Below are 25,601 nucleotides of genomic sequence, written 5' to 3'. Positions count from 1 at the left end.
CCGTTATTTCGCTAACAAAACTGAGTCAGATCAACAACTCTGGTGCACAGCCGGTTGATCAGGCTTTTCTCGTGGCTTACCACGAGCACGCCCATTTCTTGCTTGCGGGCATAGTCCAGCACGGCGTGCCAGATTTGCGCCTGGGTGATCCCGTCGAGCATCGCTGTCATTTCATCGGCGATCAAAAAACGGGTTTGCGGCCGGAGCGCCCGCGCTACACAAAAGCGCTGAAGCTCCCCGCCGGACAGCTCGTTTGGCCAGCGGCTGAGCCACTCCTCTTGAATGCCGAGAGCCGCCAGCAGCTGTTCATCCGGCCCCCCGCCCTCCGCAAGCGTTTTGCGCATCCTCCAACGGGGATTGACCGCTTTCTCCGGGTGCTGGAATACAAGCTGGACAGGATGGTACCCGGTTGCGGGGAGCGCTTTGCCATCCAGTGCAACGCTGCCCTCATGCGGGCGCTCATACCCGGCCAGGATGCGCCCCAGCGTTGTTTTTCCGCACCCGCTCGGACCGATCAGACCAACGACTTCACCCGAACGTATTGCAACGCTGACTCCCCGGAGGACCCACTGATTTTTGCTGTATCGAAACCCGATCTCACTTGCTTCAAGAAGCATGGATACACCTCACCATCCCCTCGCGAACCGCTCGCATCTCCGGCCGTCCTGCCGTACATTCGGGCGTAGCCATCGGACAACGAGGCTGAAACAGGCAGCCCTCGGGAAGCGCATTGGGATGCGGCTGAAAGCCCGGAATGGGCGCAAAGTCGTTTTTCGGAAGCGACCTCCACAGCGCTTTTGTATACGGATGGCGGAGCGCTTCGCCACCTCCGGAAAAGTCCTGTACAGGTGCGACCTCGACCGTCGTGCCTGCGTAAAAGACGGCGATCCGGTCTGCGATTTCAAGCGCCGTTTCGATATCGTGAGTGATGAGCAGCACGCCGCGCCCCTGATCAGCCAGCTCCCGAAAGCAGCCGAGTGTTTCCCGGACAGCGGCATCATCGAGACCCGGCGTAGGCTCATCCGCGATCACAAGCCGGGCACTGCTGACCAGCGCAGTGGCTACCAGCACACGCCGTGCCATGCCGCCGGACAATTGAAACGGGAGCAGCCGCTCCACTTCCGGCGCCAGGTTGTACCGGGCAAATGCCTCGCGCTGGATTTTGCGGGCAGCTGCACGGTCTGGAGAGCTCCCCCTCGCAATCTTTGCAGCGTTCCGCACCTGTTTGCCCACCTGCATCAGCGGGTCCAAATAGTTGACGGATTGCGGGATGAGCGCGATCTCCCGTCCTCTGATCGCTTCCTGGTACTCGGCTGTAAGCTTTTGGCCCGCAAATCGGATCGATCCCGAAATAGCAGCATTGCCCGGCAGTATCCCGAGTATGGCATGGGCAAGCAAGCTTTTTCCTGATCCGCTGGAGCCTACCACGGCTACAATTTCACCAGGGCAGACGGATACGCTCAAATCCGCAATCACCTTCAGGCTGCTCTGCCGAAGGCCGCTCGTATACTGCGCAAATGAAATGGAGAGCTCCTCCACCTCAAGGATCGGTTTGCTCTTCGTCTGTGTTGGCACGTACATCCTCCTCTCTTATCCCGCAAACCGGTCGGGCATCTGTTACTGATGGGCACGATGCGGGTCGGTCAGCAGCCGGAGATTGTCGCCCAGCGTATCGAAGGCCCGCACGATGATGAGCAGGGAGATTCCCGGAAAAAACGCCAGCCACCACATTCCCGAAGTCAAGTAGCGCATCGATTCCGAAAGAATGATGCCGATTGCCGGCTGGTGGGGCGACAGTCCAAAGCCGAGGAAGCTGATCGACGCCTCATGCAAAATGGCGTGGGGAAACAGCAGCACCAAGCCGACAAGCAGCTGCGGAAACAGATGCGGCAGAATATGGCGGCTGGCCACCCACCAGCGTGATTTGCCCAAACGGCGGGAGATTTGCACATACTCGGCGGACCGGAGCTGCATGACCTCAGCCCGTATGATCCGAGCCAGGCTTGGCCAATGGGTCAGCGCGATTCCAGCCACTACCCCTTTCAATCCGCCGCCCAGTGTAAACGAGATCAAGATAAGGGCGACCAGATGCGGAACGCCAAGGAACAAGTCGATCAGCCAGCTAATGGCGGCATCGACAGCCTTGCCCATCGTGGCCGCCAGCATGCCCAGCACAAGCGCAATGGCGGCACTGGCTGCAGCGGCGATGACACCCACGCCGATACTTACGGTCAACCCCTTCAGCGTCCTCGTCAGCATATCCCGGCCGAGGTGGTCTGTACCAAATGGATGCTCAAGCGACGGCGATGCGTTTCTTATGTCCAAATTGGTGGAGAGCCGCTCCTCGCCCAGCGTCAATCCGCCGACAACTACACCGATCAACAAGATGGCGGCACAAAAGGTAGTGATCAGGGTTATTTGCCTGCGGTTCACGCCGATTCCCCCTTTCTGATCCTCGGATCAACCACGCGGTAGATAATATCGGCCGCAAGATTGCCGACGAAAACGAGGAGGGCGCTGAAAATGACGATGCCCAATAGCAGCGGTACATCGCTGCGCAATCCGGCCTGAACCGTGGCCTGTCCAAGGCCGGGGTAAGAAAAGACCTGCTCGGCCAGTACCGTCCCACCAATCAGCTCACTGATGGAAGCAAATTGAATCGTAACGGCGGGCAAGGCGACGTTGCGCAAGCCATGCCGCCAAAAGAGCTGCAGTCCCTTTTCTCCCCTGGCCCGGGCAAACAAAATGTAATCGCTGGCCAAAACATCCACGAGCTTCTGCCTCGTATGCAGCGCAACATTGGCTACGCCGAGAATGCTCAAAGTCAATGCTGGCAGGATGAGATGATAGATGCGGTTTGCCAGTGTAACATCATCGGCAAGCTTTCCCGCCGGCACTCCCAAGCCGACCGGAAACCAGCCGAGCCAGACGGCAAATACCATGACGAGCAGCAGCCCCAGCCAAAATGCCGGTGTCGAAGCCAGCGTAAAGCAGTACCATTTGATCAGCCGGTCCGCCCAGGTGCCCTGCTTCATTCCGGCGACAGCCCCGAGCGCAAACCCCAGCACACCGGACAGCAGCCAGGCCGTGCTCATCAAGGCCAGCGAAGCCATAAACCGTTCTCCAATGACCTCCGCTACCGGGCGGCGGAAAATCATTGAGGTACCCAGATCTCCGTGCAATACAGCCGAGCCCCAATGCAAAAACCTCTCCAGCGGCGGCTTGTTCAGCCCCCAGTACTCGGCGATCATTTCGCTCTGCTCGCTGCTTACCCTCGTCATATCGGCTCCGACATACGCCTGCACCGGGTCCAGCGGGGAGTAGCTCACCAGCCAGAATGAGAGTATACACAGGGCAATCAGCAGTGCAGCCATTCGCAGCAGTTTTTTCAGAATAAAAGGTACCAGGCCCATTTGCTGTCACCCAAACTCCTCTTCTCTTTGTCTTTACTTCTTCCAGGACCATTCGACGATATTGTCGGTAATCGGCCATCCATGACCGTGCGGCTGAATTTTCGGCTGCCCGATATCAAGCCCGTCCCGTACCAGATACAGGTGCTGACGGTTGACCAGCCAGGCCCAGGGAGCGTCACCCTTGGCACTGAACCCGGTTTTTCCGTCCCACTGCGCCTTTTTCCAGTAGCCGAGCGCTTCTTCCTCTGTCGTCGCTTTCAGCGCCTTTTCCATGTATTCATCAACAGCCGGGTTCGCATAAAAACCTGTATTGTACCAGCCAATGCCCGCTGTTTTGCTGCTGTACAAATTGTACATCTCCAGCGGATCGTAGCTGCCCCAGCCGAACAGCACCGCATTGGAATGCATCATGCGCGCGATGTCATCCCAGCTGCCGCCTACTACTTTGATATTGATTCCGAGCGGCCTGATCATATCGGCTGCCGCGATGGCGAGCGATTGGCGCGATTGATCATCAGCCTGATAGACGAGCGTAAACTCCGCCTTCAGAGATCCTTTCTCCAGAATGCCGTCTCCATCGGCATCCTTCCAACCGGCCTCGGCCAGAATTTTCCCTGCTTGGTCGAAATCAGCATCCTCAATCACGGTATCCGGGTTCCACCACGGCATGCCGTCCGCAACCGAGTATGCGGGCGTGCCGAAACCATCAAAAATGCCTTCCACCAGCTTTTTGCGGTCGATGGCGATATTGATCGCTTTCCGGATAGCGATATCTGCGGTCACGTCATTGCCGACCGGAGCTCCGTCCTTGGTCGCTCCGCCTGCCTTTACGACCGGGAACAGAATCCCGCGGTTATCCACGCTGTTTACCGTGACCAGATGCATGCCCGGCACTTGCTGCTTGGCGGCATTCGGCAGCACGAACGCCATGTCCACTTCCCCCGCTTTGGCAGCGGCATACGCGGCATCTTCCTTCAGGAAAAGGAAGGTCAATTTTTTAAAAGCGGACTTCGGTCCGTAATATTCCGGGTTGGCCTCGACGATCAGCTGCTGGCCCGCATCCCATTGGACGAGTTTATAGGGTCCCGAGCCAATCGGCTTTTTGGCATAGTCCTCGCCATGGGCGTGTTTGGGAACAATCCCGGTGGCGACGAGTATATTGACAAATGTTGATTGCGGATGGACGAGCGTAAACTTGACCGTAAACGGGTCGACAGCCTCCACGCTTTTCAGCACGGTGAGATCAATAACCGATCCGCTCTTGGAAGCTGTGTCATAGGTGTACGCCACATCGTCCGCCGTCAGCGGCTGGCCGTCAGAGAATTTTACATCGCTCCGCAGCTTTACCGTCCAGACCAAACCGTCGTCGCTTACCTCATAGCCTGTTGCCAGGTCGTTTACGATTTTCAAATCCTTGCCGCGTTTCAGCAGGGTGCTCTGGAACAGCGGCGAGCCGTAACGTCCCCAGCCTGTCGTCGGGTCAAAGCCATCCTCGGGCTCATAGCCGATCGCCAGGATCAGCTCATCTTTTTTCTTTTCTGCCTCAGCACCCGTCCCTTGATTTTTGTCGGGTGCGCAGCCCGCCGCAAGCAGAAGAACCATCGCCATTATCGCCGCGATTGGCTTTGCGTACCATTTTCCAAGCATTCTTTTCTCTCTCTCCCATTCAGCAAGTAAATTTGTATGGAATCATCAGAATTTGGCCTATTTTTTCATCATACCTTATTCCCGGCAAGTTTTTTACCCTCCTCGAACAAAAAAGCAGCGTTCCGATTCAGAAACTTTTTACAATACTATGGCGAAACGAAAGTCCCGACGAATCGTCTTTATCGCAGTAGGAGTGATGATATGGGCAAGATCATAGAGGGATTGGTGATCACGACCATTTTGTATTTTGTGACTCTTTGGAGCGCATTTGCACTCTATTATTGGATTTATCAAATCCCTTTTGATCACGATTGGGATTTGTCCGGAAACTTTATCGGCATATTCATGATTACGATTCCGTATATCACGTACGGTCTGCTCATGCGCTTCATCCAGGACAACCCCGTCAGACAAGCGTTCACAGTCAGCCTGGTCACGGTCGTTTGTGAATTTTGCAGGTGGGCTCATCAGCGTGGCCCTGTGTGTCATCGCCGCCGGGATTCGACGAAGATAGCCACTGCCCGTCCTCCTAAAAAGCCTGGCTGCACTTGGCCCCGGTTCCTTCTTGTAAATCCAAGTCGGGAGGAAAAGTTGGTGCGTGTAATTTGAACATTCTGACTAAAATTATTTCATTTCCACTTTCATGAAATATATGGTAGAATCACTTTTGCGTTTCCTTTCATTACCAAAAAATCGTTAAAGGTGGAAAAAACTCAAAATGAAAAAGGTTCTCTCAACAGCCGCACTACTCGCTATGTTGACTGTTTCTGCTTGTTCAAACCAGTCGACAGACACGAAGCCAGTACCACAAAACGAAGCAACAAACGCGACTCAGCAAGCTTCCGGCACGAATGGCAGCGACTCCTCGGCCGCAAAAACTGAGGCGCCTGCGGAAAACGCAAGCAATCAGACAAGCGACAAGCTTGAGCTGAAAAAAGTATTGTCTGACAAAGTCGAAATTCTGATTCCGAAAGGCTTTGACATCATGTCGGAAGAAATGGCAAAAGTGAAGTATCCTTCAGAAAATCGGCCAACATTGATCTACACCGATGCGGAAGGCTCCATCAACGTCGCTTTCAATCATACTGCCACACCGATCCAAGACGGCCAGATCAAGGAACTGAAGGATCAAATGAAGCAAATGTTTGAAGGGCTCTACCCGGATGCGACATGGTATAAGGACGAAGTAACCCAGATCAACGGCAAAAATGTCGGCTATTTTGAACTGTTAACGCCTGCTGCAGATACGAAGGTGTACAATCTCATTTTCTTTACGGAACTGGACGGAAAATTGTTAATGACCACCTTTAACTGTACCGAGCAACAAATGGATGAGTGGAAACCGCTTGCCCAACAAATTTTGCAGTCCTACAAAGTCAACTAAGGCTCTGTTCTCCGACTTGCAGACAGGCAGCCTCTTTCAAGCGGCACGCCTGTAATATTGAACACAATCGCATGATCGAAAATTGCCCTCCCCTCTCCAGAGCGGAGGGCTTTTCCTTATTGAAAGCCCCCTTGTCCATGCAGCAAAAAAGAAAGCCCCGCTAAAAGCAAGGCCTTCTCATAAACCTGAAACAGCTAACCGGTCATTTCCCGTATGAGACGTCGGAAGGAAGTGTTGGCTCCTTTCCTGATTTCGCCTCCGGAAACCTAGCGGATCACGGCTTTCCCGCTGATGGCATCAATATAAATGTATTTATCGGCGTACTTTTTGTCGCTCATCGGTACATAGATCAGCTTCGGCTTGGCGAGCTTTTCATCTTCCACGCCCTTGATTGTATAGGCCAATTGCAGCGGCATGTACGCCAGGTATTCCCGGACAGCCTGCTCCACGGGAACCGCTTTGCTCTTGTCGGGAAGAGCGACTGCTTCCGCCGACGCCGTTCTGTTCAAGAACCCGTTCGCTTTGCCCGTGGAAGGGTCCACCGTTACGATGTAGGCCTCATCGGGATATTGCTGAAGTACGGGTACTCCGTCATGGCTCTTGATAAATTCAAACTGCCAGTCTCCGGATGTGACCGGCGAGGGCTCTCCCGGTTTGATAATCTGGCTCACCTGTACCTCTGTGACTCCCGGATCGACGTATTTTTCCAGGACGCGGATCGCTTCCTTGAGCGCAGCCTGCTCCGATACGGAGATATTCGTATCCTTGCGGGGAATCGTGACATCCACGACCCGCCCTGTTGCGGCGTCCACGACGACCTCCAGCCTTTTTTCGTCTTTTGTCTCCCAGTGGAAGACTTTCTCTTTTCCTTCGCCCTCGCGCTTCTCTTGCTCCCGCTCGCTATACGGCAGGCCTTTCAGATCGGCTCCCCATTCCTCTGTCAGCAGGGCTGCCGCCTCTTCCTTCGTTTTGATGGCGGCCGCCTGCTTCTGCGCTGCAAGCGTGATCGGTTCGTGCGTGCCCAGGCGGTCGTACTCCATTCCGTTGTTTCCGGTTCCGAACTGGATTTTCCCTGTTTCCGCGTCGATATACCAATGAAGCGACCCGGACTGACCCATTTGAAAAAAGGCGACCGCCGGGGTGTAATCGAGCAGCGGCCCGAGGTCTTGCTGTTTTTGGTCAGAGGAGGAGCGCTCAAACAGCCGCTCGATGTAGCGCAGCTTCATGTTTGCGGCTACTTCTTTTTCCGCCGCCTCTCTGGAAACCGCTGTTGACGGATCAGGCAATGCGGCAAGGTCGTACGCTGAAGCGTTCTTGGCAAAATCCGTGACGCGTCCCGTCTTGTCGACGACAACGTACAGATCGTCCCCGAGCACAGGCAATCCGTTGTGATAGCGTTGATATCCCGGGATGTCGGAGGAATCCTTTTCCCGGTAGTTTTTCAAGTCTTCACCCAGGACGCTTTGCAGGAACTGGCTTGCCTTTTCGCTTGCCAATGCCTTCGGAGCATGCACCCATCCCTCGTCCCGGGGGGCATCGACGCGGTAGCGGGAAATTGTATCGCCTTTCCCCTGTGTGATGACCATTACTGTGTTCCCCTGTTCATCTGCATTCGCAAGCGTCAGCGAGGAGCCGTCCTTCCGTTTGTCTTTGTTTACCAAAACGGCCCCGGTGTTGAACTCTGGCAGCGCCTTTGCCAGTTTGTCGAGGGTTGCCTGCTCCTCGCTGTTCAACTGTCCGAACGCGACGATCCGGCCTGCGCCATCCACCCAGAGCGTGATGTCGCCAAACGGCACCGCCTTGCCGTCTTTCATTTGTTTGTAAGTGACATACATGCCGTTTACGTCCAGCTCCAAAAAACCGTTCTGCGGGCGGTATATCTCGCCTGCCGCCGTCTGTTCGTACTGCTTGCGCTGCTCGCCAAGGAGCGCGTCCAGAAACGCATTCGCTTTCTCCGCGGCCGCTTGCTCCGTGAGAGCCTGCTTGCCGGCATCGCTTGTGAACCATTTGAACATTTCCAATTGCTCTGTGCCTGTGTTGACGGCCACTTGGGCGTACTCATTGTCGCTCTTTCTCAACTCGGCCATGACCACGCCCGGCCCGACTTCCTTCACAGTCAACTGATAGCCGCCCAGCTCGGGAATCGCTTTTTGCAGCGGCTGCAATGCCTTTTGAACGAGCGCCTTCGCTTTTTGCCCCGACAGCTCGGCTGCCGCTTGCTGCAAATCACTTGGAAATAGAGACGCCACCGGCTTCCATACCGCAAACGCCAAAGCAATGCTGGCGGCTACCGCACCTGCCGCGTACAGACTGCGATACCCTTTCGCCCGTCTTTTGCTTAGCTGATCATTGATCCGCTTTTCCAATTCGGGAGTGAATTGTATATCCTGTGCCGACTTGCGGCTGACATTTCGGACCGCCTCGCGAAATTCCTTGTCTACGTCCATTCCAGCCCCTCCTCTTCCAACAGCGCCCTGAACTGCTTCCGTGCCCGGGACAGTTTGGTCCGGACCACTTCTTCTGTTACATTCAGCACCTGCGCGATCTCCTTGATCCGCAAATCCTCGTAATAATGGAGCACGATGACCTGCCTGTATTGAGGGGACATTGCCATGACCCTCTCCGCCACCTGCTCCTTGGTCCATTTTCCGATCACCGCATCCTCTACATGCTCGTCGTCTTCGCAGTCCGGCACGTCAGCTTTTTTAAAGGTAGAGAAGATGTGCTTGAAAGACCAGGAGCGGAGGTACTTGTTCGATTCGTTGATGGCGATGCGATACAGCCAGGTTTTCATATTGCTTTCCGCGCGAAAGGTCCGCAAGCCGCGAAACGCCTTGAGAAATACCTCCTGCGTAATATCTTCGGCCATGCTTCGGTCTTTGACGATGAGGTATACGAGCTGGATGATCTTCTCTCCGTACTCTCTCATCAACTGTTCCAAGACAGCCTCATTTGTCATGCGCAGCGACTGATCCGCCTGGTTAGTTTCGGGATACACGTCAGTTTGTCTCCTTCATTTCATCTCGTCCCTTGCTCTGCGCTAGTTCGCCAGGCCGTTTTCCGGCGTCACGAGGAAGCTCCAGAAGGTTCCTTTTTTGTTGATCTGGGCGATAACGGTGGGTTTGCCCTTTTTCGTAAAGGTGTACGTATCATGCTGGACAGCCATGTCGTACCCGGCCAAATCGATCTGAAAGTGCTTTTTCACCGCCGGGCTGGCTGCGTCGATTGCTTTTTCTATCGTGTAGAAAGGCTTCGCAAACACTTTCGGGATGTCTCTTTCAAAGACAAAATTGTCTCCGGAGATTTGCTCAAGCATTTTGACGGATAGCGGTTTTCCCGTTTTGGCTCCGATGCCCACTACGTATTTTCCGTCTTTATCCGAAAGTCCCCACAAATTGTCGATGTGCTCCTGCGGGTTTTTGTAAAGCGTCGCGGAAGGCGCCAAGGGAACCTGCTTCCCCCCGGACAGTCCTTTCAGCGTTTGCTGAGCAGCTTGAACGACTGCTGCGGGAACCTGTGCCGCTTCATATTCCGCGTTGGCGTGTAGAACTTTGCCTGTGCCGGGCTCAAGCGCCACATTGACGCCTTCTCCGTTAAACGACCAGATGTTTTGCTTTTCCCACTTGATCCGCTCGACCTCACGAATGTTGAACGAACGCTTGGCGTCCATTTCTTTCAGCGTGTTCATGACAGTCGCTTTCAAAGCGGCATTTACTTCGTCGAGCTTGAAGCGTATCCGCATCGAAACAATGTCGCCATTGCTCTTGGCGATGAGGACTTCTCCCCTGTCGTCTTTGGCAGAGAGAACCCAGCAATCTTTATTTTGGCCGCTGACTCTCTCCAGCACAATGGGTTTGCCTTCTGCTAGTTGCTGCATGGCTTGGGCTGCCGCGTCGACAACCTTTTTGTCCAGCTCCGCGATGGTGATCATTTTCGGGGCCGCAGCTGGCACTGGGGCGTTATTGGCTGCGTGCACGGTCGAAGAGATTCCTGGGAACGGCGATGCTGCGGCAGATACCAACAGCGCCAGCATGCTTATGGACAAAAGTGTTTGTTTTTTCATCACGAAAATCATCCTTTCAGCTTTCGAATCACTCATTTGATCCAGCAGCGGCAATTTCGTGACACCTACAAGCAAATATTCCTCCAGAAATTTTGGATGAGTTGGATCCGTCAGGAAATCACCTCCCAACAAATCAGGGAGCTTCCCCTCTCGTTTCAGGGAGCTCCCTTACAGATAAATCCATTGATTTCCCCTACAATTGCAAGTGAACCTATCTGGAACACACCCCGCCAGGCTGAAAGGTTCAACTACTCAAGTCACAAGATGGAGATGACCGTTATGATCGTGAACTGGCTTCGAAACAATGCATACGCCTCCGTGCTGCTGTTGCTCGCGCGCCTATACATCGGATGGCAATGGCTGACCGCAGGCTGGGGCAAGCTGACCAGCGCGGAAGGCTTTCAAACCGCCAAATTTCTGCAGAACGCCGTTGCCAACCCCGTTACCAGCCATAATGAAGTCGTTTACCCGAACTACACCGCGTTTCTGGAGAGCTTCGCCCTGCCTAACGCCCAACTGTTCAACTTTCTGATCCCGCTGGGCGAGTTTCTCGTCGGGCTTGGCTTGATCCTCGGCTGCTTGACCACGGCTGCCGGATTCTTTGGGGTCGTGATGAACTTCGCTTTCCTCTTGGCCGGCACCGTCTCTACCAACCCGTGGATGATCTTGTTTGGCATCTTCCTGCTGGTCGGCGGCCGCAATGCTGGCATGATCGGTCTTGACCGCTATCTGTTTCCGTTTTACGACCGCTTGTTTCATAAGAATCCGCCCAAACCGATCCTTCTTACAAACCGGAAGATCATTTAACCGGAGCTCTTGTGTTGGATGCGTGAAAAGGCCCTGACCCTCCATGCGGCAGATTGCTGGAGGGCCAGGGCCTTTTCAAGGAAGTTATTTCTGTTTCTCATAAATGGCAACAGCTATGGAGGTCAATCCAATTACAACGGCCAAAGGCAGAGCCCTTGCACTATGTACTTCACCTATATAATCATGAAACTGATACACTACAAGCAAGGATAAGCATGAAACAACCAGAATGCATAACAAAAGCCATCTAATAAGTTGATTGATCATACGAATCTCCTATTTTCTATCGACAGAGTAGTGGTAGATCGCCGGAACTCCTACAGTGCTAGAGTATTCTTTTGTCCAAAGCTTCCCGTCCCAATTTGATCTGTGTTCCTGAACAATCCGCACCGCATGAGTGTGTCTACCATTTTTGTAATAAAAATCTCGGCTACTGTAACCAGCGTCTGGCCCCGACAGTTTTACTCTTACTGTTACTTTTTTCGTTCCGGATGAACTCAACTCAAAAGCTTCATTAACAGAAGATTTGGCTGCACTTGGAATATTTGTACCATATGAAGCTGTAAAAGTTGAAGAAACCTCTTTAGATTCTTCATATTCCATACCTCGTGCAACACTAATGATAAAATAAGGATTTGAAAGGTAAGACCAGCTTTGGGTTATTCCCTGATCGTACACATACCATACATCGTATTCTCTATAGTCCTGTGGTTTAGATTTGCCTGAATTTTGTACAGGTTCATAGTATCCTAGTAAAACCTCATGCTTCCCGTCATATCTTTTCGTTACAGGCTCATTGTATTCTATAAAGTTGTACCCTTTCAAGCTTTTCCCTGTTAAAAATTCAATATCCTTAATTGGAACTGAAGAATTTTTTGCCTCAACCGTCTTAGGAGAAGCAACTCCTGTAAACAGTATTGCCCCGATTAAAAATAACGAAGACTAAAGAAGAAATTAATTTTTTCATCACTTAACCTCCACTTTTTATTTTCCACAATATGTATATTAAATCAATTTTATGTAATTGCCAATAAATTTCAATTCCTATTCCTTTGATGAACGAGTCACTCTATCTATAGCAAATACACCCTACAGAGTCACAGTCAACCGCAAAGTTTTCATTATGTCTCTGTAAGGTGTATCTTACTTTATAGTCTTTAACTTTTTATCTCTTGAGGTATTTTGAATCATTTCCATTGTTGGTTATTTTTTTCTTCCGTCATCTTTACAAACCTATACCCCTGCTTCTGCAGCTCTTCGATGATTCTCGGCAAAGCCTCTGCCGTGTGGATATCGTCCAGCATGTGAAGGAGGATCACGCTTCCGTTTTTCGTCTGCTTCAAAACGGCATTCACGATATCATCCGCGCTGTTTTTCGAATCGTGATCGGACGGTATGACCGAAAACATGGCGATCGTAGAATAACCAGTAGCGGCGATGGCCTTCAGCGATTTTTCGTTTTGCGCTCCAAATGGCGGCCGGAACAGCATCGCAGGCTTTTGCTGAATCGCTTCGGTAATGATCTGGTGAGCCTTGACTACTTCCTCCTGCAGCTGCTCCGGCGTAATTTCGGTGCCAGTCGGGTGCGAGTACGTATGATTAGCCACATCGTGCCCCGCTTCTGCCATCGCCCTGGCCAAATTGGGGTTCTTGACCGTTCCGTCCGCTCGCAGGAAAAAGGTCGCTTTCACCTGATGCTTGTCCAGGATGTCGAGAATTTTCGTGACGTTCGCGTCGCTCCCCCAATCGTCAAATGTCAGGGCGACCTTCTTTTCGTCCGTATCCAGCTCTTTCACGAGCTTGTACGACGCGTTGCCGTAGTCGGGATTGATTTTTGCCGCGTCGTATCCCTCAATGTCTTTGAGCGGCTTTTTCTCTGCTCCATCCTTGATCAGCTTGTCCAGCTTGACGTACTCGTATCCCGCATCTGCCGCGGCCTTGGCGAGCAGCGGAATGGATACGGCCAGATGCTTGTTCTCCTCGATATCCAAGGCGATGATGCCTCCGCGGTTGATGTACTTTCTCACGTAGTGGTACTTTTGCTCATCGGTTTCCTTTTCCCAGTTGTGCAGAAACAGGCTGTACCCGATCACGGCATCCTCTCCGTTATGAGCAGCCGCCCGTAGGACATCATCCGTATATGTTCCCAAACTCGTCCTGACATACCGGGGGACTGCACCCGTTTTCTGCTTGATCAGCTCCTGGCTCGCTTTTATCTCCCGGTCCATTTGCTCGTAGGTCAGCTTTGTCAAATCCAGCGAACGCACCGCATTGTTCTCGATTTCATGCCCCCTGGCGATAATCTCCTTTGCCAATGCAGGCTGCTTGGCTACTTTGTCTCCCGGCAAAAAGAAGGTTGCCTTGATCTTGTAGGTGTCGAGATCGTCGAGCAGCCGCTTCATCTTTTGTGCGTCCCCCAAGCCATTGAAGGTGAGGGCCAGCTCCCGTTTCGTGGTGTAGACCATCGAGATCGCTTTGCTCTTTTCGGCAGTATTGCGGGCGGTTTGGGTGGCCGGTTTGTTCAGTGTCTGGGAGCTTGCAGCAGCATTCACCCGGCTTGCCATAGAGCCCCAGCTCGTCAGCAGGACGAGGGCTGTCGCTGCCAATATCGTTCTAGCAAAAATTCTAGTTGTTGCTCGGTTTTTACAGATCGTCATGCTTTCTACTCCTTTCTCGAAACATAATTAATGAAAGTTGGTTTTTCAGAGAGGTTGAGCCCGGGTTTAAGCAATCAGCAGGGACCATGCGGTTTGGCAAACAGTAAGCCGAATCAGCATCGTTTATCTTAGCAAGCGAAACTGAAAGGATTCTGAACAAGTAGAAATGCCCCAGTGATCTCGCCTGCCGCCGCGTTTGCAGTTATTGGAGGACGAAACCCCAAAAAGCTTAGAATCGCTTTTAGCTGCTGCTGCCAGGCAAAGGCAAATAGGATGCATCTAAAGCTAAAGAAGGCAGTCGCAGTGAGAGATCTTTCCTCTCGCTGTGACTGCCTTCTGCTGTTAATCAGTTCCCAACTGCTTTGGCCGGTACTTCTGTCCGACGTGCAGTGTGTTAAGCGTTTCTTCTCTATTTTCCTGCTCTCACGATGTCAGGCTGGGCTTCCCGCCATTTTGACAGCGTATCAAAATGAGGAACAAGCGAACGGTACACATCAGAAAACAGCTTATGCAGCTCCTGATACACTCCTGTGTGTTTTTCGTTCGGAGTATAGGTCTCCGTAATCCTGACGATCGAGCGCGTCTCCTCCAAAGTAGAGATAGCCCCGGTCGCCAGCATGGCCAGCATAATAGCCCCGAGACACGCGCTTTCCCGAGAAGCCGGCACGTGGACAGGTACGCCGAATACATCTGCCGTCATCTGCAGCCAGACCGGAGAGCGGACAAAGCCGCCTGTCGCCAAAAGGCTTTTTCCAGATTGTTCTGTCGACATCAGCGATTGGTAGACGCTGAATGCGCTGAAAACGACTCCCTCCAGCACCGCCCGCATAAAATGCTGGCGCCGGTGATTCAGCCCGGCCCCGAAAAATACACCCCGCGCCTGCGCGTTCCAATGCGGCGCACGTTCCCCGGTCAAATACGGGAGAAACAGCAGGCCCTCTGAGCCCGGCTGTATCCGCTCCGCTTCCCGCGTGATGATGTCGTAGATGTGATCCCCCGTCTCCGCCGCCAGTACCCGTTCGTCTCCGGCAAACTGGTCCTTGAACCATTTGAGCGCAATGCCGCCGTTGTTGATCGGGCCGCCGACGACCCAGTAGCTTTCGGTCAGCGCATAGCAAAAGGAGCGCATCCGCTCATCGGTCAACGGCTCTCTTCGCACGGTGCGGACAGCGCCGCTCGTTCCGATCGTGATCGCCGCCGCTTCCCCCGTGATGGCCCCTACCCCGAGATTGGCCAGGACGCCGTCGCTTGCCCCGATGACGATTGGCGTTTGCGGCGGAATCCCGAGCTCTCCGGCCTTGTCCTTTTCCGAGATCTCCAGGATATGTGTCGTCGGAACTGGCCGGGAAAGCTGCCCGGGCGAGATGCCTGCGTACTCCAACGCTTCCCGGTCCCACTCAAGCTGCCTGAGGTTGAACAATCCGGTGGTGGAGGCAATTGAATAATCGACCGCATACGTTTTGCATAGCTGATACAAGACGTATTCCTTGATCGAAATGATCTTGTGGGCGCTTTTCAGCAATTGCGGCCTCATCCGCGACAGCCAGCGCAGCTTGGTCAGCGGCGACATGGGATGGATAGGCGTCCCCGTTTTTCGGTACAGCCCAAGACCTGCGCTGCTTTCCAAAAGCTCTCTCGCTTCTGCCGCGCTCCGGTTGTCCGCCCAAATAATGCACGGTGTCAGCGGCTGATGCGCTTCATCCACGAGTATCACACTGTGCATCGCGCTGCTGAAGCCGATCGCAGCCAATTGCCCGGTCTGTGCCGCCTCTGACCGCATCAGCTGCCGGGCAACCATCCATACGGCCCGGGAGATTTCATTCGGGTCCTGTTCCGCGCAGCCGGGCTGCGGCTGGTAGATGGGATACTCCACCATGCTCTCCGCCAAAATCTCACCGGACAAATTGCTCAGTACGCCTTTGGTGCTTGTAGTCCCGATATCTAAACCCATGTAGATGGTTTGTTGTCCCATTGATGTACCCTCTCAATCAGAAAATCATATGGGGTAAGGCAAGCAAAATGGTCAATACCGCTTTTGGGCAATCAGCTTCCGAACCTTTGCCAGATTGTCGTAGGTTTCTTCTTCCCGCAGCATGGAGACGCCGATAAACAGCGTATCCAGGATGCTGATCTGCGCCAGTCTGCAAGACATCGACTCGGGGCGCAACAGCGTCTCCCGCGACGACGTATACAGCACGATGTCAGAGATTTTGGTCAACGGCGATTTGGTATAGTCCGTAATGCAAATCGTGGTCACGCCCGCTTCCTTGGCAGCCTGTACCGCGTCGATGATGTCCTTGCTGCTACCGGAATGCGAGATGCCCACCACGACACTCCCGGGCTTCAGCAGTCCGGCGGATACGATCTGCAGGTGGGAGTCTGTCAAGGCGATGCATGACAGGCCTGTCCGCACAAACTTGTGATACGCGTCCAGGGCGATGGGCCCTGAGCCTCCGCAGCCGTAGAATTCCACCCGGTCTGCTTTGGCGATCGCGTTTACCGCCTGCTCCAGGGAGTCGGGGTCCAGCACCTGCAATGTATCGCTTAACGTCTCGGCGTTTACCGTAAACACTTTTTTGGCGATCGTCGCCATATTGTCCGAGATTTCGACCTCTTCATGAATCGCCTGCAGCGGCGTCACCAGGTCGGCAGCCAATGAAATTTTCAGCGCCTGGTACCCTTCGTAGCCAAGTCGCCTGCAAAACCGAAAAATAGACGCATCCGCACAATTGGCCATCTCGGCAAACTGTGTAATCGAGAGGTGAATGATATCCTTCGGGTGATTCAGTATATAGTTGGCGATATTCAATTCCGTAGCCGTGAAATTGTCGTACATGTAGCGAATGCGAGCCAAGCAGCCCTGGTCTTCTTTCCAGGGGAAATTCGGTTTGTTCATTGGGAAACCTCCTCAAAAACACGCAAGCGGACTATTACCATGATTTTACCAAATTCCGCTCCCGCGCATAGCAACTTCTTCGGAAACCTGTTGCCCGTCGACACTCCCGCTGCGAAGGCTAGTCGGCTTTTTCCACAGCGTGGCCGCCAAACTGGTTCCGCAGTGCGGCGACGACCTTGCCGTGGAACACGTCCTCATCCAGCGAGCGGTAGCGCATCAAAAGGGACATGGCGATGACAGGCACGGATATTTTCAGGTCGAGAGCCGTTTCGACTGTCCACTGTCCTTCGCCCGACGCGTGCATCACGCCTTTGATCGTGGAAAGCCGCGGGTCTTCCGAAAAAGCCTGCTCCAACAGTTCCATCAGCCAGGAGCGGATGACCGAGCCGCTGTTGAACAACCGCGCCACTTTCTCGTAGTCATAGGAAAACGGCCCTTTGTCGAGAATTTCGAAGCCTTCTCCAATCGCCTGCATCATTCCGTATTCGATGCCGTTATGCACCATTTTCAGGAAATGTCCTGAACCGGCAGGACCCGTGTACAAGTAGCCATGCGCCAGCGAAATATCCCGCAGCAGCGGCTCTACTACAGCGTACACGTCCTCTTCTCCTCCGACCATCAGACATGCGCCATTACGTGCTCCCTCAGTTCCTCCGCTCGTGCCGATATCCAGGTAATGAACGCCGGATTGCTTCACGCGCTCGTATCTTCTGATCGAGTCCTTGTAAAACGAGTTTCCGCCGTCAATCAGAATATCTCCCGGAGACAGATGCGGCAGGACGGCCTCGATGACTTGGTCCACCAGCTCACCTGCCGGCACCATCATCCAGATGATCCTCGGGGAGACGGACAGCCGCTCGGCCAGCTCCTGATAGGATTGGCTGGCCATTCCTCCGGCCTGTTCAAACTTTTGCAAAGAATACTGGTCAATATCGCATCCAATTACGTGATGCCCTTTTGCGATCATGCTACATCCTAAATTCAGCCCCATTTTTCCTAGACCAACGAGACCAATATTCATAATTCCACCACCATGCAAGAAATTAAGACGCTTGTGTTCGACGAAAGCCTACTGTGCCTTTGGATCAAGCGCATCGCGCAATCCATCGCCAAACAGGTTGAATCCGATCACGCTTGCCATAATGGCAAAGCCGGGAATCATCACGACCCACGGTGCCGTCGTGATATAGTCGCGGGAGTCTGCCAGCATTTTTCCCCACTCCGCTTCCGGAGGCTGCGCCCCCAGTCCGAGGAAGCCCAGCGCGGCCGCTTCCAAAATGGCGGAAGCCACGCCCAGCGTCCCCTGAACGATCAAGGGAGTCCAACTGTTGGGCAGTACATGGCGAAACAGTATGCGGACCTGCGACATGCCCTGCGCTCGCGCCGCCATGATGTACTCCTCTTGCTTGATACCCAGCACCTTTGCCCTCACCAGACGGCCGTACATCGGCACGTTGACGATCGCAATCGCCAAAAGCGCGTTGAACAGTCCCGGTCCGAGGATCGCGACGATCGCGATGGCCAGCAAAATGCCGGGAAACGCCAGCATGACGTCGAAGATGCGGGAAATCAGCGTATCGATCCATTTGCCGTAAAACCCGGCAATCAAGCCGAGCAGCGTACCTACTACCAGGGAGCCCAGGACAGAGAAAATACCAATCGTCATCGAGATGCGGGCTCCGTACAAGATTCTCGAAAACATATCCCGGCCGGAGTCGTCCGTTCCAAACCAGTGCTCTGCAGACGGAGGCTGCAGCGTGTTGGCGAGGTTTTGCTCGATGGGATCATGCGGCGCGAGCAAAGGCGCAAACAATCCCGTGAGGATGAACAGCAAGACCAGCGCGCCGCCGATGACTGCCGCTTTTTGCTTGCGCAGTCTCCTTACGCCTTCACTCCATGGTGTTCGTCTCCGTACCTTGCCGGCGGACAATTCTTCTGCCGGCATCGTTGCCAAACCCGACTGCATCAGGGAACACCTCGCTATTTGTATTGAATTCTTGGGTCAAGATAGCTGTACAACAAGTCGACGATCAGATTCACGACAATGAAGATGACAGCAAGCACCAAAATGCCGGACTGGATGACAGCGTAATCGCGGTAGCCGATGGCATTGTAGATGTACTGGCCAACGCCCGGCCATCCGAAGATCGTCTCGGTCAACACGGCTCCTCCCAGAAGCCGCCCAACCTCCAGGCCGATGATCGTCATCACAGGAGCGAAGGCATTTTTCAATCCGTGCTTGTAGACGACAAAGAATTCGTGCAGGCCCTTTGCCCGCGCAGTGCGGACATAGTCGTGCTTCAGCACCTCCAGCATGCTCGACCGGGTCATCCGGGCGATGTACGCCATCGGGATCGTTCCCAGCGCCATCGCCGGAAGGATCAGGTGGCGCACGGAGGACCAGAACTGCTCGTAATTCCCCGCCAGCAGCGTGTCGATCAGATAAAAATGGGTGATGGTCTCGACGGTCACCCGCGGGTCATTGCGTCCGAGAACCGGCAGCCATTCCAACTGCAGCCCGAACAGCCATTGCTCCATCAAGCCGAGCCAAAAGATCGGCATGGACACCCCGACCAACGCCAGCAGCATCGGTATGTAGTCGATCCAGGTGTTCCGTTTCCACGCCGATACAATTCCCACATTGACCCCGACGATCACGGCAAAGATCATCGCAAACAGCGTCAGCTCCGCCGTAGCCGCCAAATGCGGGAGCAGCTCTTCGCTGATCGCCTTTCCCGTCACCAGCGATGTGCCCAGGTCTCCCTGCAAAATGTTCAGCAAGTAGTTGCCGTACTGCTGATACAGCGGCAAATCAAGCCCGAGCTCGTGACGCAGCTTCTGTATCGACTCCGCGTCCGCCCGCTCGCCCAAAATGACCTGCGCAGGATCGCCCGGAATCAGGTTGATGATCGCGAAAACGATAATGGATACGCCGAAGAGTACCGGGATTAATTGAAAGATTCGTCTGGCTGTGTACCTTATCACTGGTTTACACCCCATTGCTTCAAAATCTGTCCACAGCCTTTGCGGCCTGAACGGTATCTGTTACACCCGCCTTAGTACAAATGACAGGCAACCAGCTGCCCTTCGTGTGCCTCTCTGAAATCCGGACGGGTCGTCCTGCACACATCCATCGCATGCGGGCACCGTGGATGAAAGGCGCATCCGACAGGCGGATTGACCGGACTTGGCACATCGCCCTGCAGGATGATCCGCTCCCGCTGTTGGCTCGGGTCGGGAATCGGTACCGCTGAAAGCAGCGCTTGGGTGTATGGATGGAGCGGGTTTTCGTACAGCTTGTCGCATTCCCCCTGCTCGACGATCCGGCCGAGGTACATGACCCCCACCCGGTTGCAGATGTGACGCACCACGCTCAGGTCATGGGCAATAAACAAATAGGTAAGCTGAAACTGCTTTTGCAAATCCTGCATCAGGTTGATCACCTGGGACTGGATGCTTACATCCAGAGCGGAAACCGGCTCGTCTGCCACGACCAGCTTTGGCTTGAGGGCAAGCGCCCGGGCGATCCCGATCCGCTGCCTTTGGCCGCCGCTGAATTCATGCGCGTACCGGTCGGCGTGATACCGGTGCAATCCGACTACTTCAAGCAGCTCGCTGACACGCCGCTGCCGCTCTGTTTTGCTCTTCACCCCGTGAACCAGCAGCGGTTCCTCCAGGATCTGACCGATCGTCATGCGTGGATTCAACGAAGCGAAGGGGTCCTGGAAAATGATCTGCAAGTCTCTGCGCTTGGCCTGCATTTCCCTTTCACTCAGCGCAGCCAGATTCTCCCCTTGAAACAGCACCTCGCCATCCGTCGGCTCGGTCAGGCGCAGGATCGATCTGCCTGTCGTCGACTTGCCGCAGCCGCTTTCGCCGACAAGTCCAAATGTTTCGCCCTCATAAATCGTAAAGCTGACATCGTCTACCGCCTTGACAAAATGCTGCTGGCGACCCAGCAGCGATTTGCTTCCGACCGGGTAGTACGTTTTGAGTCCGTTTACTTCCAACAGCGCTTTTTTCATAGTCACTCGCTCCTCGCTTCCGGGTTCGCCAGGTGAGAAGGTCGTTCTTCCGCAAAGAGCCAGCATCGCACTTGGTGCGGTTTGGCGCCGCCCACCTGCTGAAGCACAGGCTCCTCCCCGAGACAGATTTCGGAGGCATGCTCGCAGCGCGGCGCGAATTTGCAGCCTTTGGGCATTTCCGCCGGTATGGGCACGTTGCCCTTGATCGAGTCGAGCCTGTCCTTTCGCTCGTGCAGCGTCGGCATCGACCGCAGCAGTCCCTGCGTGTAGGGGTGCTTCGGGTCGGAGAACAGCGTGTGGACATCCGCTTCCTCCACGACCTTGCCGGCGTACATGACGACGACCCGGTGGCACATTTCCGCCACCACGCCAAGGTCGTGGGTAATCAGCATGATGGCTGTTCCCGACTCCTTGGAGATGCGATTCATCAAATCGAGAATTTGCGCCTGAATCGTCACGTCCAGCGCGGTCGTCGGCTCGTCGGCAATCAGCAGCTTGGGATTGCACGCCATCGCCATGGCGATCATGACGCGCTGGCGCATTCCTCCAGAAAGCTGATGCGGGTATTCGTCGACCACTTGCTCTGCCCTCGGCAGGCCTACCTGCTTCAGCAACTGGATGGCACGCTCTTTGGCCTCTTTCTTTTTCAGCCCCATATGCAGCTGAATCGTCTCGCACATCTGCTCGCCAATGCGGAAGACCGGGTTCAGGCTGGTCATCGGCTCCTGGAAAATCATCGCGATCTGATTGCCGCGGATGGCGCGCATCTCTTTTGCCGACAGCTTGAGCAGGTCCCTGCCTTCAAACTGGATTTCCCCGCCGACCACCTTGCCGGGTGGGTTGGGCACAAGCCCCATGATCGACAGCGATGTGACGCTTTTTCCACAGCCGGACTCTCCGACGACACCCAGGATTTCCCCTTCGTCCAGCGTGAGATCTACACGATCAACGGATTTGACAACCAGGTCGTCAGTAAAAAAATAGGTTTGCAAACCACGCACAGATAGTAGTGGAGCCATCGTTTTATCCCTTTCTGTCCAAGCTATTTGAGCAGTGAAAGTGCAACGTTCGTAAACGCTTTGACGCCGATGACAAGCGAATCCTCGTCAATCGTAAAGCGGGGGTGGTGATGCGGATGGACGATTCCTTTGGACACGTTGCCCGCTCCCACCCAGAAATACGTGCCGGGCGCCTTCGTAAGGAAAGAAGAAAAGTCTTCTCCGCCCATCGTAGGAATCAGCGGCTGAACCTGATCTGCCCCGAATACCTCGACCAACGTTTCTCTCACTTTTGCCGTCAGCTCATTGTCGTTAATGACCGGGGCATTTCCGTACGTGTAATGGAACTCGTACGACGCTCCGTGAGCCTCGGTGACGCCTTTGATGACGCGTTCCATCAAAGTGGGAATCGTCTTGCGCACCTCGGGATTGTACAAGCGGACTGTACCGCCCAGGTGGACAGCGCCAGGAATGACGTTGTTGGCCGTTCCCCCTGTCACTTTGGTCACAGAGAGGACGAGCGGCTCGATCGGGTCCGTATTGCGCGAGACCACATATTGCAGATTCGTTACGACCTGCGCGGCTACAGCCAGACTGTCTACCGTGTCATGCGGCTGCGCGGCATGCCCGCCTTTGCCCAACACCGTAATTTCAAACGTATCGGCAGCCGCGTGGGAAGGCCCCGCACTGACGGCCACGTACCCTACCTCCAGCGGAGAATGCAGGTGAAGCCCGATCACCATGTCGACTCCATCCATCACGCCCGCCTCGACCATTTGCTCCGCTCCGCCAGGGAACTGCTCTTCGGCGTGCTGGAACAGGAAGCGGATTTCCCCTTTTACCTGCTCGCGCATGCCGGCCAGAATTTTTGCCGTCCCGAGCAGGATCGAGGTGTGTCCATCATGTCCGCAGGCATGCATGACGCCGGGATTTTTGGAAACAAACGAAAAATCATTTTCTTCCGGGATCGGCAATGCGTCGATGTCGGCCCGAATCGCCAATGTTTTTCCCGGCTCGCTGCCGATCAGCCGGGCCATTACGCTCGTTTCAGTCGGCCGCGACAGCTCCAGTCCCTCAAACGTTTGCAGCGTTTCATATATAAAGCGGGAGGTGTTCACTTCCTCATACGAAAGCTCCGGATTTTCGTGAAGGTGACGCCTCCATGCAATGACTTGTTCCTTGATTTGCTCTGCCATAGTCTCCAGATGATCGCGTGTGGTACTCATCGGGCACCGTCGCCTCCTCGCGCTTCGTCATTCTTTCCCCGTAAGGTGACCGCACCTGCACGCGTTGCCGCAAGACATGCAGGTGCAGCTCTCTATTTTTTGCCCTCACGTTTTTGTAAAACCGTGCAGGCGTTTTCTAATTGGTGAGATCTACATCCGTAAACTGCGGACCGTAGGTAACCTGCGGAACGTAATTCGCTACCCTCGCGCTAGCCGCCCGCACCGGAGTCGAGTGCACCAGCGGGTTGATCGGCGCGTCTTGATAGATGATTTCCTGCGCTTTTTTGTACATCTCCGCCCGTTTTTCCTGATCGGGCTCCTGTAGTGCATCATCGAGCAGCTTGTCCACTTCTGGATTTTTATACATTGAGATATTGTTGGTCGGCACGCTGTCCGTGGAACGGTGATGCGTGTACATCATCGTCGTCGGGTCCCAGGTAGCGGAGGACCAGCCCAAGAGAGCCATTGGCGCTTCGCCGCTCTGTACCTTGTCGAGATACGTCGCCCATTCAAACGAAACGATTTTGGCGTCGACACCGATCTGCTTCATGCTCGCCTGCAAGGCCGTTGCGATTTTTTCCGGCTGCGGCATGTACGGACGGGCGACAGGCATGGCCCACAGTTCCGTTTGGAAGCCGTTTGGATAGCCTGCTTCGGCCAGCAGCTGCTTTGCTTTCTCGATGTCAACCGGATAGGTTTTCAATTCCTTGTTGAAGCCCCAGCTCCCCGAAGGAAGAATCGTTACAGCCGGCTCCGCCTGTCCGTAGTAGAAGGCGTCGATCAACGCTTGCTTGTCGATAGTCATGCTGATCGCCTGACGGACGCGCGGATCGTCAAACGGTTTTTGCTTGGTGTTGAAAGACAGATAGCCGACGTTGTTGCTCGCGCTGGTGTACGTTTTCAGATTGGGCAGCTTTTCCAGAGAGCTGACATCGGAAGGATTGACCCCTTCCATCAGGTCGATCTGCCCCGACTTCAATGCATTCAGACGAGCCGAGTTGTCTTTGATTACCTGGAAGATCAGCTGGTCTACTTTCGGGAAGCCAGGAACGCGGTATTCCGGATTTTTCTTGAGAACGACCTTGTCGTTTGGAGTCCAGCTTACAAACTGGAAGGCCCCGGTTCCGATCAGTTGGTCTTTAAACTGACCATTGCTCTTCTTCAAGCTCTCTGGCGAAACGATGCCGTATTGCGGTTCTGTCAGCATCGCGACAAACGGGGCAAACGGGTGCTTCAGCTTGACCCGTACCGTATGGTCATCTACCTTCTCGATGCCTTCGATCACGGTAGAATCATCGCCTTTGAATCCGCCCATATCCGTTTTGAAGATCGAGAACGTTCCCTGATGGTACGGATGGTTCGGGTCCCACCAGCGCTCGAAGTTGAACACGACTGCATCAGCGTTGAACGGGGTGCCGTCATGGAACTTTACATTTTCCTCCAGCTTGAAGGTCACCGACAGCTTATCGGGTGAAACCTCCCAGCTCTTGGCCAGCAGAGGAGACAGATCGGAGGTCCCTTTTTTGTATGTAACCAGGGTTTCGACGACTTCCTCTGTCACGCGATTTGATTCGTCTTCTGTGGATTGCGCCGGGTCGAGGGTGACTGTGTCTCCGCCCCGTCCCACTACGAGTATTTTCTCGCTTGCGGACTTTTCCGACGATTTATCGGACGGATTGGAACCGGACGAACATCCTGTAAGCGCTAACAGTGCAGCCAATAAAACAACAGACGTCTTGATAGCAAGCTTCTTCATTACAACTCCCCCTTTTTTTCTCCTGAAATTGGTGCCGGGTAACTTCCAAGTTGTCATTCCTGATGAAAGCTGCAAGCCTCATGTCAAACCACTTTTTTGTCAGCTCCTCCTCGCCGAGAGATTTTGATAATGTCGAAAAATAGAAAATCTTATTAATTTGTCGAATTGACTTTAAGGTGGATTATAGTAAATTTTTTTACATTTGAAAATAGTATAAAGAAAATTTTTTTACAACCGGAAGGTCATATTTCGTTAAAATGGCTTCTTTATGCCCTTTTTCGTTACTCTGGCAGTTCAGTCAAGAAAAAAAGACACCTGCGTTCAGATGCCTTTCTCTATGATTTGCAGCAACAGCAGTTTGTCGTTTGTCGCGTTTGCGGCAGCTCGCGACGATTTGTGCAGTTTGTCGCGTTTGCAGCGCTGGCGACCATTTGCAGCGGTTGCGACGTTCGCGGCAGTTTGCAGCGGTTGCAGCATCGGCAATGGTTTGCAGTATTTGCAGTGTTTGCGGCGTTTGCTCCAGTTTACGCCAGGTCGCGCCAGTTTACTGCTGTTCACGCCCGGTTGACGCTATTTACGCCAGCCGGCAGCCCTGAAAAAAATTTTCTTTCTGGATTTTCGGCTGCCTTGCTATCCCGAGTCAAAACCTCCTCTTCCATGCGTTTTATTCGTTAAGGGACAAATTGTATGAATTTACTGACTTTTTATGAGCTAATTTCGGCTTATATT

23 protein-coding genes are annotated in these 25,601 nt (G+C 53.9%); 4 read left to right on the top strand and 19 right to left on the bottom strand.

The features are described 5' to 3' along the window. Nucleotides 1-11 precede the first annotated feature (11 nt). The 5 genes from V5G20_RS04900 to V5G20_RS04880 are packed head-to-tail and all read right to left on the bottom strand — an operon-like array spanning nt 12 to nt 5,060. Nucleotides 12-617, bottom strand: coding sequence for an ABC transporter ATP-binding protein (locus V5G20_RS04900; protein WP_003390084.1), 606 nt, complete (start codon nt 615-617; stop codon nt 12-14). Then, nucleotides 607-1,581 carry an ABC transporter ATP-binding protein gene (locus tag V5G20_RS04895; RefSeq protein WP_035990074.1) on the bottom strand — a complete coding sequence of 325 codons (975 nt, stop codon included), beginning with the start codon at nt 1,579-1,581 and terminating at the stop codon, nt 607-609. Before V5G20_RS04895 ends, V5G20_RS04900 begins: the two co-directional genes overlap by 11 nt. 36 nt (nt 1,582-1,617) lie before the next feature. Further along, nucleotides 1,618-2,433: an ABC transporter permease gene (locus V5G20_RS04890; protein WP_122957826.1), complete on the bottom strand. Its 816-nt coding sequence runs from the start codon at nt 2,431-2,433 to the stop codon at nt 1,618-1,620. Continuing rightward, complete coding sequence (locus V5G20_RS04885) at nt 2,430-3,413, bottom strand: ABC transporter permease (RefSeq protein WP_122957827.1); 984 nt, start codon at nt 3,411-3,413, stop codon at nt 2,430-2,432. Before V5G20_RS04885 ends, V5G20_RS04890 begins: the two co-directional genes overlap by 4 nt. A gap of 33 nt (nt 3,414-3,446) precedes the next feature. Next, entirely contained in the window at nt 3,447-5,060 is a 1,614-nt protein-coding gene (locus V5G20_RS04880; protein ID WP_024985223.1) for an ABC transporter substrate-binding protein, read from the bottom strand. A gap of 201 nt (nt 5,061-5,261) precedes the next feature. On the opposite strand from V5G20_RS04880, the gene V5G20_RS04875 reads away from it, so the two are divergent. Both V5G20_RS04875 and V5G20_RS04870 read left to right on the top strand, forming a co-directional pair. Continuing rightward, entirely contained in the window at nt 5,262-5,669 is a 408-nt protein-coding gene (locus V5G20_RS04875; protein WP_338463194.1) for a hypothetical protein, read from the top strand. Between the two features lie 109 nt (nt 5,670-5,778). Then, a complete protein-coding gene (locus tag V5G20_RS04870) occupies nt 5,779-6,444 on the top strand; it encodes a hypothetical protein (RefSeq protein WP_003390090.1) in 666 nt (221 codons plus the stop codon). 266 nt (nt 6,445-6,710) lie between these two features. Here the strand turns inward: V5G20_RS04870 and V5G20_RS04865 are convergent, their stop codons facing one another. The 3 genes from V5G20_RS04865 to V5G20_RS04855 are packed head-to-tail and all read right to left on the bottom strand — an operon-like array spanning nt 6,711 to nt 10,507. Next, nucleotides 6,711-8,891 carry a YcdB/YcdC domain-containing protein gene (locus V5G20_RS04865; RefSeq protein WP_122957828.1) on the bottom strand — a complete coding sequence of 727 codons (2,181 nt, stop codon included), beginning with the start codon at nt 8,889-8,891 and terminating at the stop codon, nt 6,711-6,713. Next, nucleotides 8,882-9,442, bottom strand: coding sequence for a sigma-70 family RNA polymerase sigma factor (locus V5G20_RS04860; protein WP_039070164.1), 561 nt, complete (start codon nt 9,440-9,442; stop codon nt 8,882-8,884). Before V5G20_RS04860 ends, V5G20_RS04865 begins: the two co-directional genes overlap by 10 nt. 42 nt (nt 9,443-9,484) lie before the next feature. Beyond that, on the bottom strand, nt 9,485-10,507 hold the full coding sequence (locus V5G20_RS04855; protein ID WP_035990100.1) for a hypothetical protein: 1,023 nt from the start codon (nt 10,505-10,507) through the stop codon (nt 9,485-9,487). 279 nt (nt 10,508-10,786) lie between these two features. Here V5G20_RS04855 and V5G20_RS04850 point away from each other — a divergent pair, with 279 nt between their 5' ends. Next, nucleotides 10,787-11,314, top strand: a complete 528-nt coding sequence (locus tag V5G20_RS04850; RefSeq protein WP_338463193.1) for a DoxX family protein — start codon at nt 10,787-10,789, stop codon at nt 11,312-11,314. 276 nt (nt 11,315-11,590) lie between these two features. Here the strand turns inward: V5G20_RS04850 and V5G20_RS04845 are convergent, their stop codons facing one another. From V5G20_RS04845 to V5G20_RS04795, 11 genes are all read right to left on the bottom strand, one after another. After that, nucleotides 11,591-12,139: a hypothetical protein gene (locus V5G20_RS04845; protein ID WP_338463192.1), complete on the bottom strand. Its 549-nt coding sequence runs from the start codon at nt 12,137-12,139 to the stop codon at nt 11,591-11,593. Between the two features lie 362 nt (nt 12,140-12,501). Continuing rightward, nucleotides 12,502-13,971 carry a polysaccharide deacetylase family protein gene (locus V5G20_RS04840; protein WP_122957830.1) on the bottom strand — a complete coding sequence of 490 codons (1,470 nt, stop codon included), beginning with the start codon at nt 13,969-13,971 and terminating at the stop codon, nt 12,502-12,504. Nucleotides 13,972-14,380: 409 nt separating this feature from the next. Beyond that, on the bottom strand, nt 14,381-15,943 hold the full coding sequence (locus V5G20_RS04835; RefSeq protein ID WP_122957831.1) for a gluconokinase: 1,563 nt from the start codon (nt 15,941-15,943) through the stop codon (nt 14,381-14,383). A 51-nt stretch (nt 15,944-15,994) separates the two neighbouring features. Continuing rightward, nucleotides 15,995-16,867 (bottom strand): MurR/RpiR family transcriptional regulator, encoded by an 873-nt coding sequence (locus V5G20_RS04830; protein WP_003390098.1) that lies wholly within the window; start codon nt 16,865-16,867, stop codon nt 15,995-15,997. A 118-nt stretch (nt 16,868-16,985) separates the two neighbouring features. Continuing rightward, nucleotides 16,986-17,888, bottom strand: coding sequence for a phosphogluconate dehydrogenase (NAD(+)-dependent, decarboxylating) (gnd, locus tag V5G20_RS04825; protein WP_003390099.1), 903 nt, complete (start codon nt 17,886-17,888; stop codon nt 16,986-16,988). Nucleotides 17,889-17,936: 48 nt separating this feature from the next. Then, nucleotides 17,937-18,812, bottom strand: a complete 876-nt coding sequence (nikC, locus tag V5G20_RS04820; RefSeq protein WP_371862602.1) for a nickel transporter permease — start codon at nt 18,810-18,812, stop codon at nt 17,937-17,939. A gap of 35 nt (nt 18,813-18,847) precedes the next feature. Continuing rightward, a complete protein-coding gene (locus V5G20_RS04815; protein ID WP_194247141.1) occupies nt 18,848-19,867 on the bottom strand; it encodes an ABC transporter permease in 1,020 nt (339 codons plus the stop codon). A gap of 56 nt (nt 19,868-19,923) precedes the next feature. Beyond that, nucleotides 19,924-20,892 carry an ABC transporter ATP-binding protein gene (locus V5G20_RS04810; RefSeq protein WP_003390104.1) on the bottom strand — a complete coding sequence of 323 codons (969 nt, stop codon included), beginning with the start codon at nt 20,890-20,892 and terminating at the stop codon, nt 19,924-19,926. A gap of 2 nt (nt 20,893-20,894) precedes the next feature. Continuing rightward, nucleotides 20,895-21,911, bottom strand: a complete 1,017-nt coding sequence (locus V5G20_RS04805) for an ABC transporter ATP-binding protein (protein WP_251237804.1) — start codon at nt 21,909-21,911, stop codon at nt 20,895-20,897. 23 nt (nt 21,912-21,934) lie between these two features. Then, nucleotides 21,935-23,116: an amidohydrolase gene (locus V5G20_RS04800; RefSeq protein WP_024984643.1), complete on the bottom strand. Its 1,182-nt coding sequence runs from the start codon at nt 23,114-23,116 to the stop codon at nt 21,935-21,937. A gap of 136 nt (nt 23,117-23,252) precedes the next feature. Further along, nucleotides 23,253-24,872 (bottom strand): ABC transporter substrate-binding protein, encoded by a 1,620-nt coding sequence (locus tag V5G20_RS04795; RefSeq protein ID WP_003390107.1) that lies wholly within the window; start codon nt 24,870-24,872, stop codon nt 23,253-23,255. Between the two features lie 165 nt (nt 24,873-25,037). Here V5G20_RS04795 and V5G20_RS04790 point away from each other — a divergent pair, with 165 nt between their 5' ends. After that, complete coding sequence (locus V5G20_RS04790) at nt 25,038-25,547, top strand: hypothetical protein (protein ID WP_152562186.1); 510 nt, start codon at nt 25,038-25,040, stop codon at nt 25,545-25,547. The last annotated feature ends 54 nt before the right edge of the window (nt 25,548-25,601 follow it).

The sequence above is a fragment of the Brevibacillus borstelensis genome, from assembly GCF_036700025.1.
GTDB classification, from domain to species: domain Bacteria; phylum Bacillota; class Bacilli; order Brevibacillales; family Brevibacillaceae; genus Brevibacillus; species Brevibacillus borstelensis.
Note: the sequence above shows the minus strand (reverse complement) of the source record. Positions and strands in the feature narration are given on the sequence as shown.

Bases quoted from the DNA above. Each gene is read 5' to 3' on its own strand.
- V5G20_RS04900 (WP_003390084.1), bottom strand. From the start codon at position 617: ATGCTTCTTGAAGCAAGTGAGATCGGGTTTCGATACAGCAAAAATCAG.
- V5G20_RS04895 (WP_035990074.1), bottom strand. From the start codon at position 1,581: ATGTACGTGCCAACACAGACGAAGAGCAAACCGATCCTTGAGGTGGAG.
- V5G20_RS04885 (WP_122957827.1), bottom strand. From the start codon at position 3,413: ATGGGCCTGGTACCTTTTATTCTGAAAAAACTGCTGCGAATGGCTGCA.
- V5G20_RS04880 (WP_024985223.1), bottom strand. From the start codon at position 5,060: ATGCTTGGAAAATGGTACGCAAAGCCAATCGCGGCGATAATGGCGATG.
- V5G20_RS04875 (WP_338463194.1), top strand. From the start codon at position 5,262: ATGGGCAAGATCATAGAGGGATTGGTGATCACGACCATTTTGTATTTT.
- V5G20_RS04870 (WP_003390090.1), top strand. From the start codon at position 5,779: ATGAAAAAGGTTCTCTCAACAGCCGCACTACTCGCTATGTTGACTGTT.
- V5G20_RS04865 (WP_122957828.1), bottom strand. From the start codon at position 8,891: ATGGACGTAGACAAGGAATTTCGCGAGGCGGTCCGAAATGTCAGCCGC.
- V5G20_RS04855 (WP_035990100.1), bottom strand. From the start codon at position 10,507: ATGAAAAAACAAACACTTTTGTCCATAAGCATGCTGGCGCTGTTGGTA.
- V5G20_RS04850 (WP_338463193.1), top strand. From the start codon at position 10,787: ATGATCGTGAACTGGCTTCGAAACAATGCATACGCCTCCGTGCTGCTG.
- V5G20_RS04840 (WP_122957830.1), bottom strand. From the start codon at position 13,971: ATGACGATCTGTAAAAACCGAGCAACAACTAGAATTTTTGCTAGAACG.
- V5G20_RS04835 (WP_122957831.1), bottom strand. From the start codon at position 15,943: ATGGGACAACAAACCATCTACATGGGTTTAGATATCGGGACTACAAGC.
- V5G20_RS04830 (WP_003390098.1), bottom strand. From the start codon at position 16,867: ATGAACAAACCGAATTTCCCCTGGAAAGAAGACCAGGGCTGCTTGGCT.
- gnd (WP_003390099.1), bottom strand. From the start codon at position 17,888: ATGAATATTGGTCTCGTTGGTCTAGGAAAAATGGGGCTGAATTTAGGA.
- nikC (WP_371862602.1), bottom strand. From the start codon at position 18,812: ATGCCGGCAGAAGAATTGTCCGCCGGCAAGGTACGGAGACGAACACCA.
- V5G20_RS04815 (WP_194247141.1), bottom strand. From the start codon at position 19,867: ATGGGGTGTAAACCAGTGATAAGGTACACAGCCAGACGAATCTTTCAA.
- V5G20_RS04810 (WP_003390104.1), bottom strand. From the start codon at position 20,892: ATGAAAAAAGCGCTGTTGGAAGTAAACGGACTCAAAACGTACTACCCG.
- V5G20_RS04805 (WP_251237804.1), bottom strand. From the start codon at position 21,911: ATGGCTCCACTACTATCTGTGCGTGGTTTGCAAACCTATTTTTTTACT.
- V5G20_RS04800 (WP_024984643.1), bottom strand. From the start codon at position 23,116: ATGAGTACCACACGCGATCATCTGGAGACTATGGCAGAGCAAATCAAG.
- V5G20_RS04795 (WP_003390107.1), bottom strand. From the start codon at position 24,872: ATGAAGAAGCTTGCTATCAAGACGTCTGTTGTTTTATTGGCTGCACTG.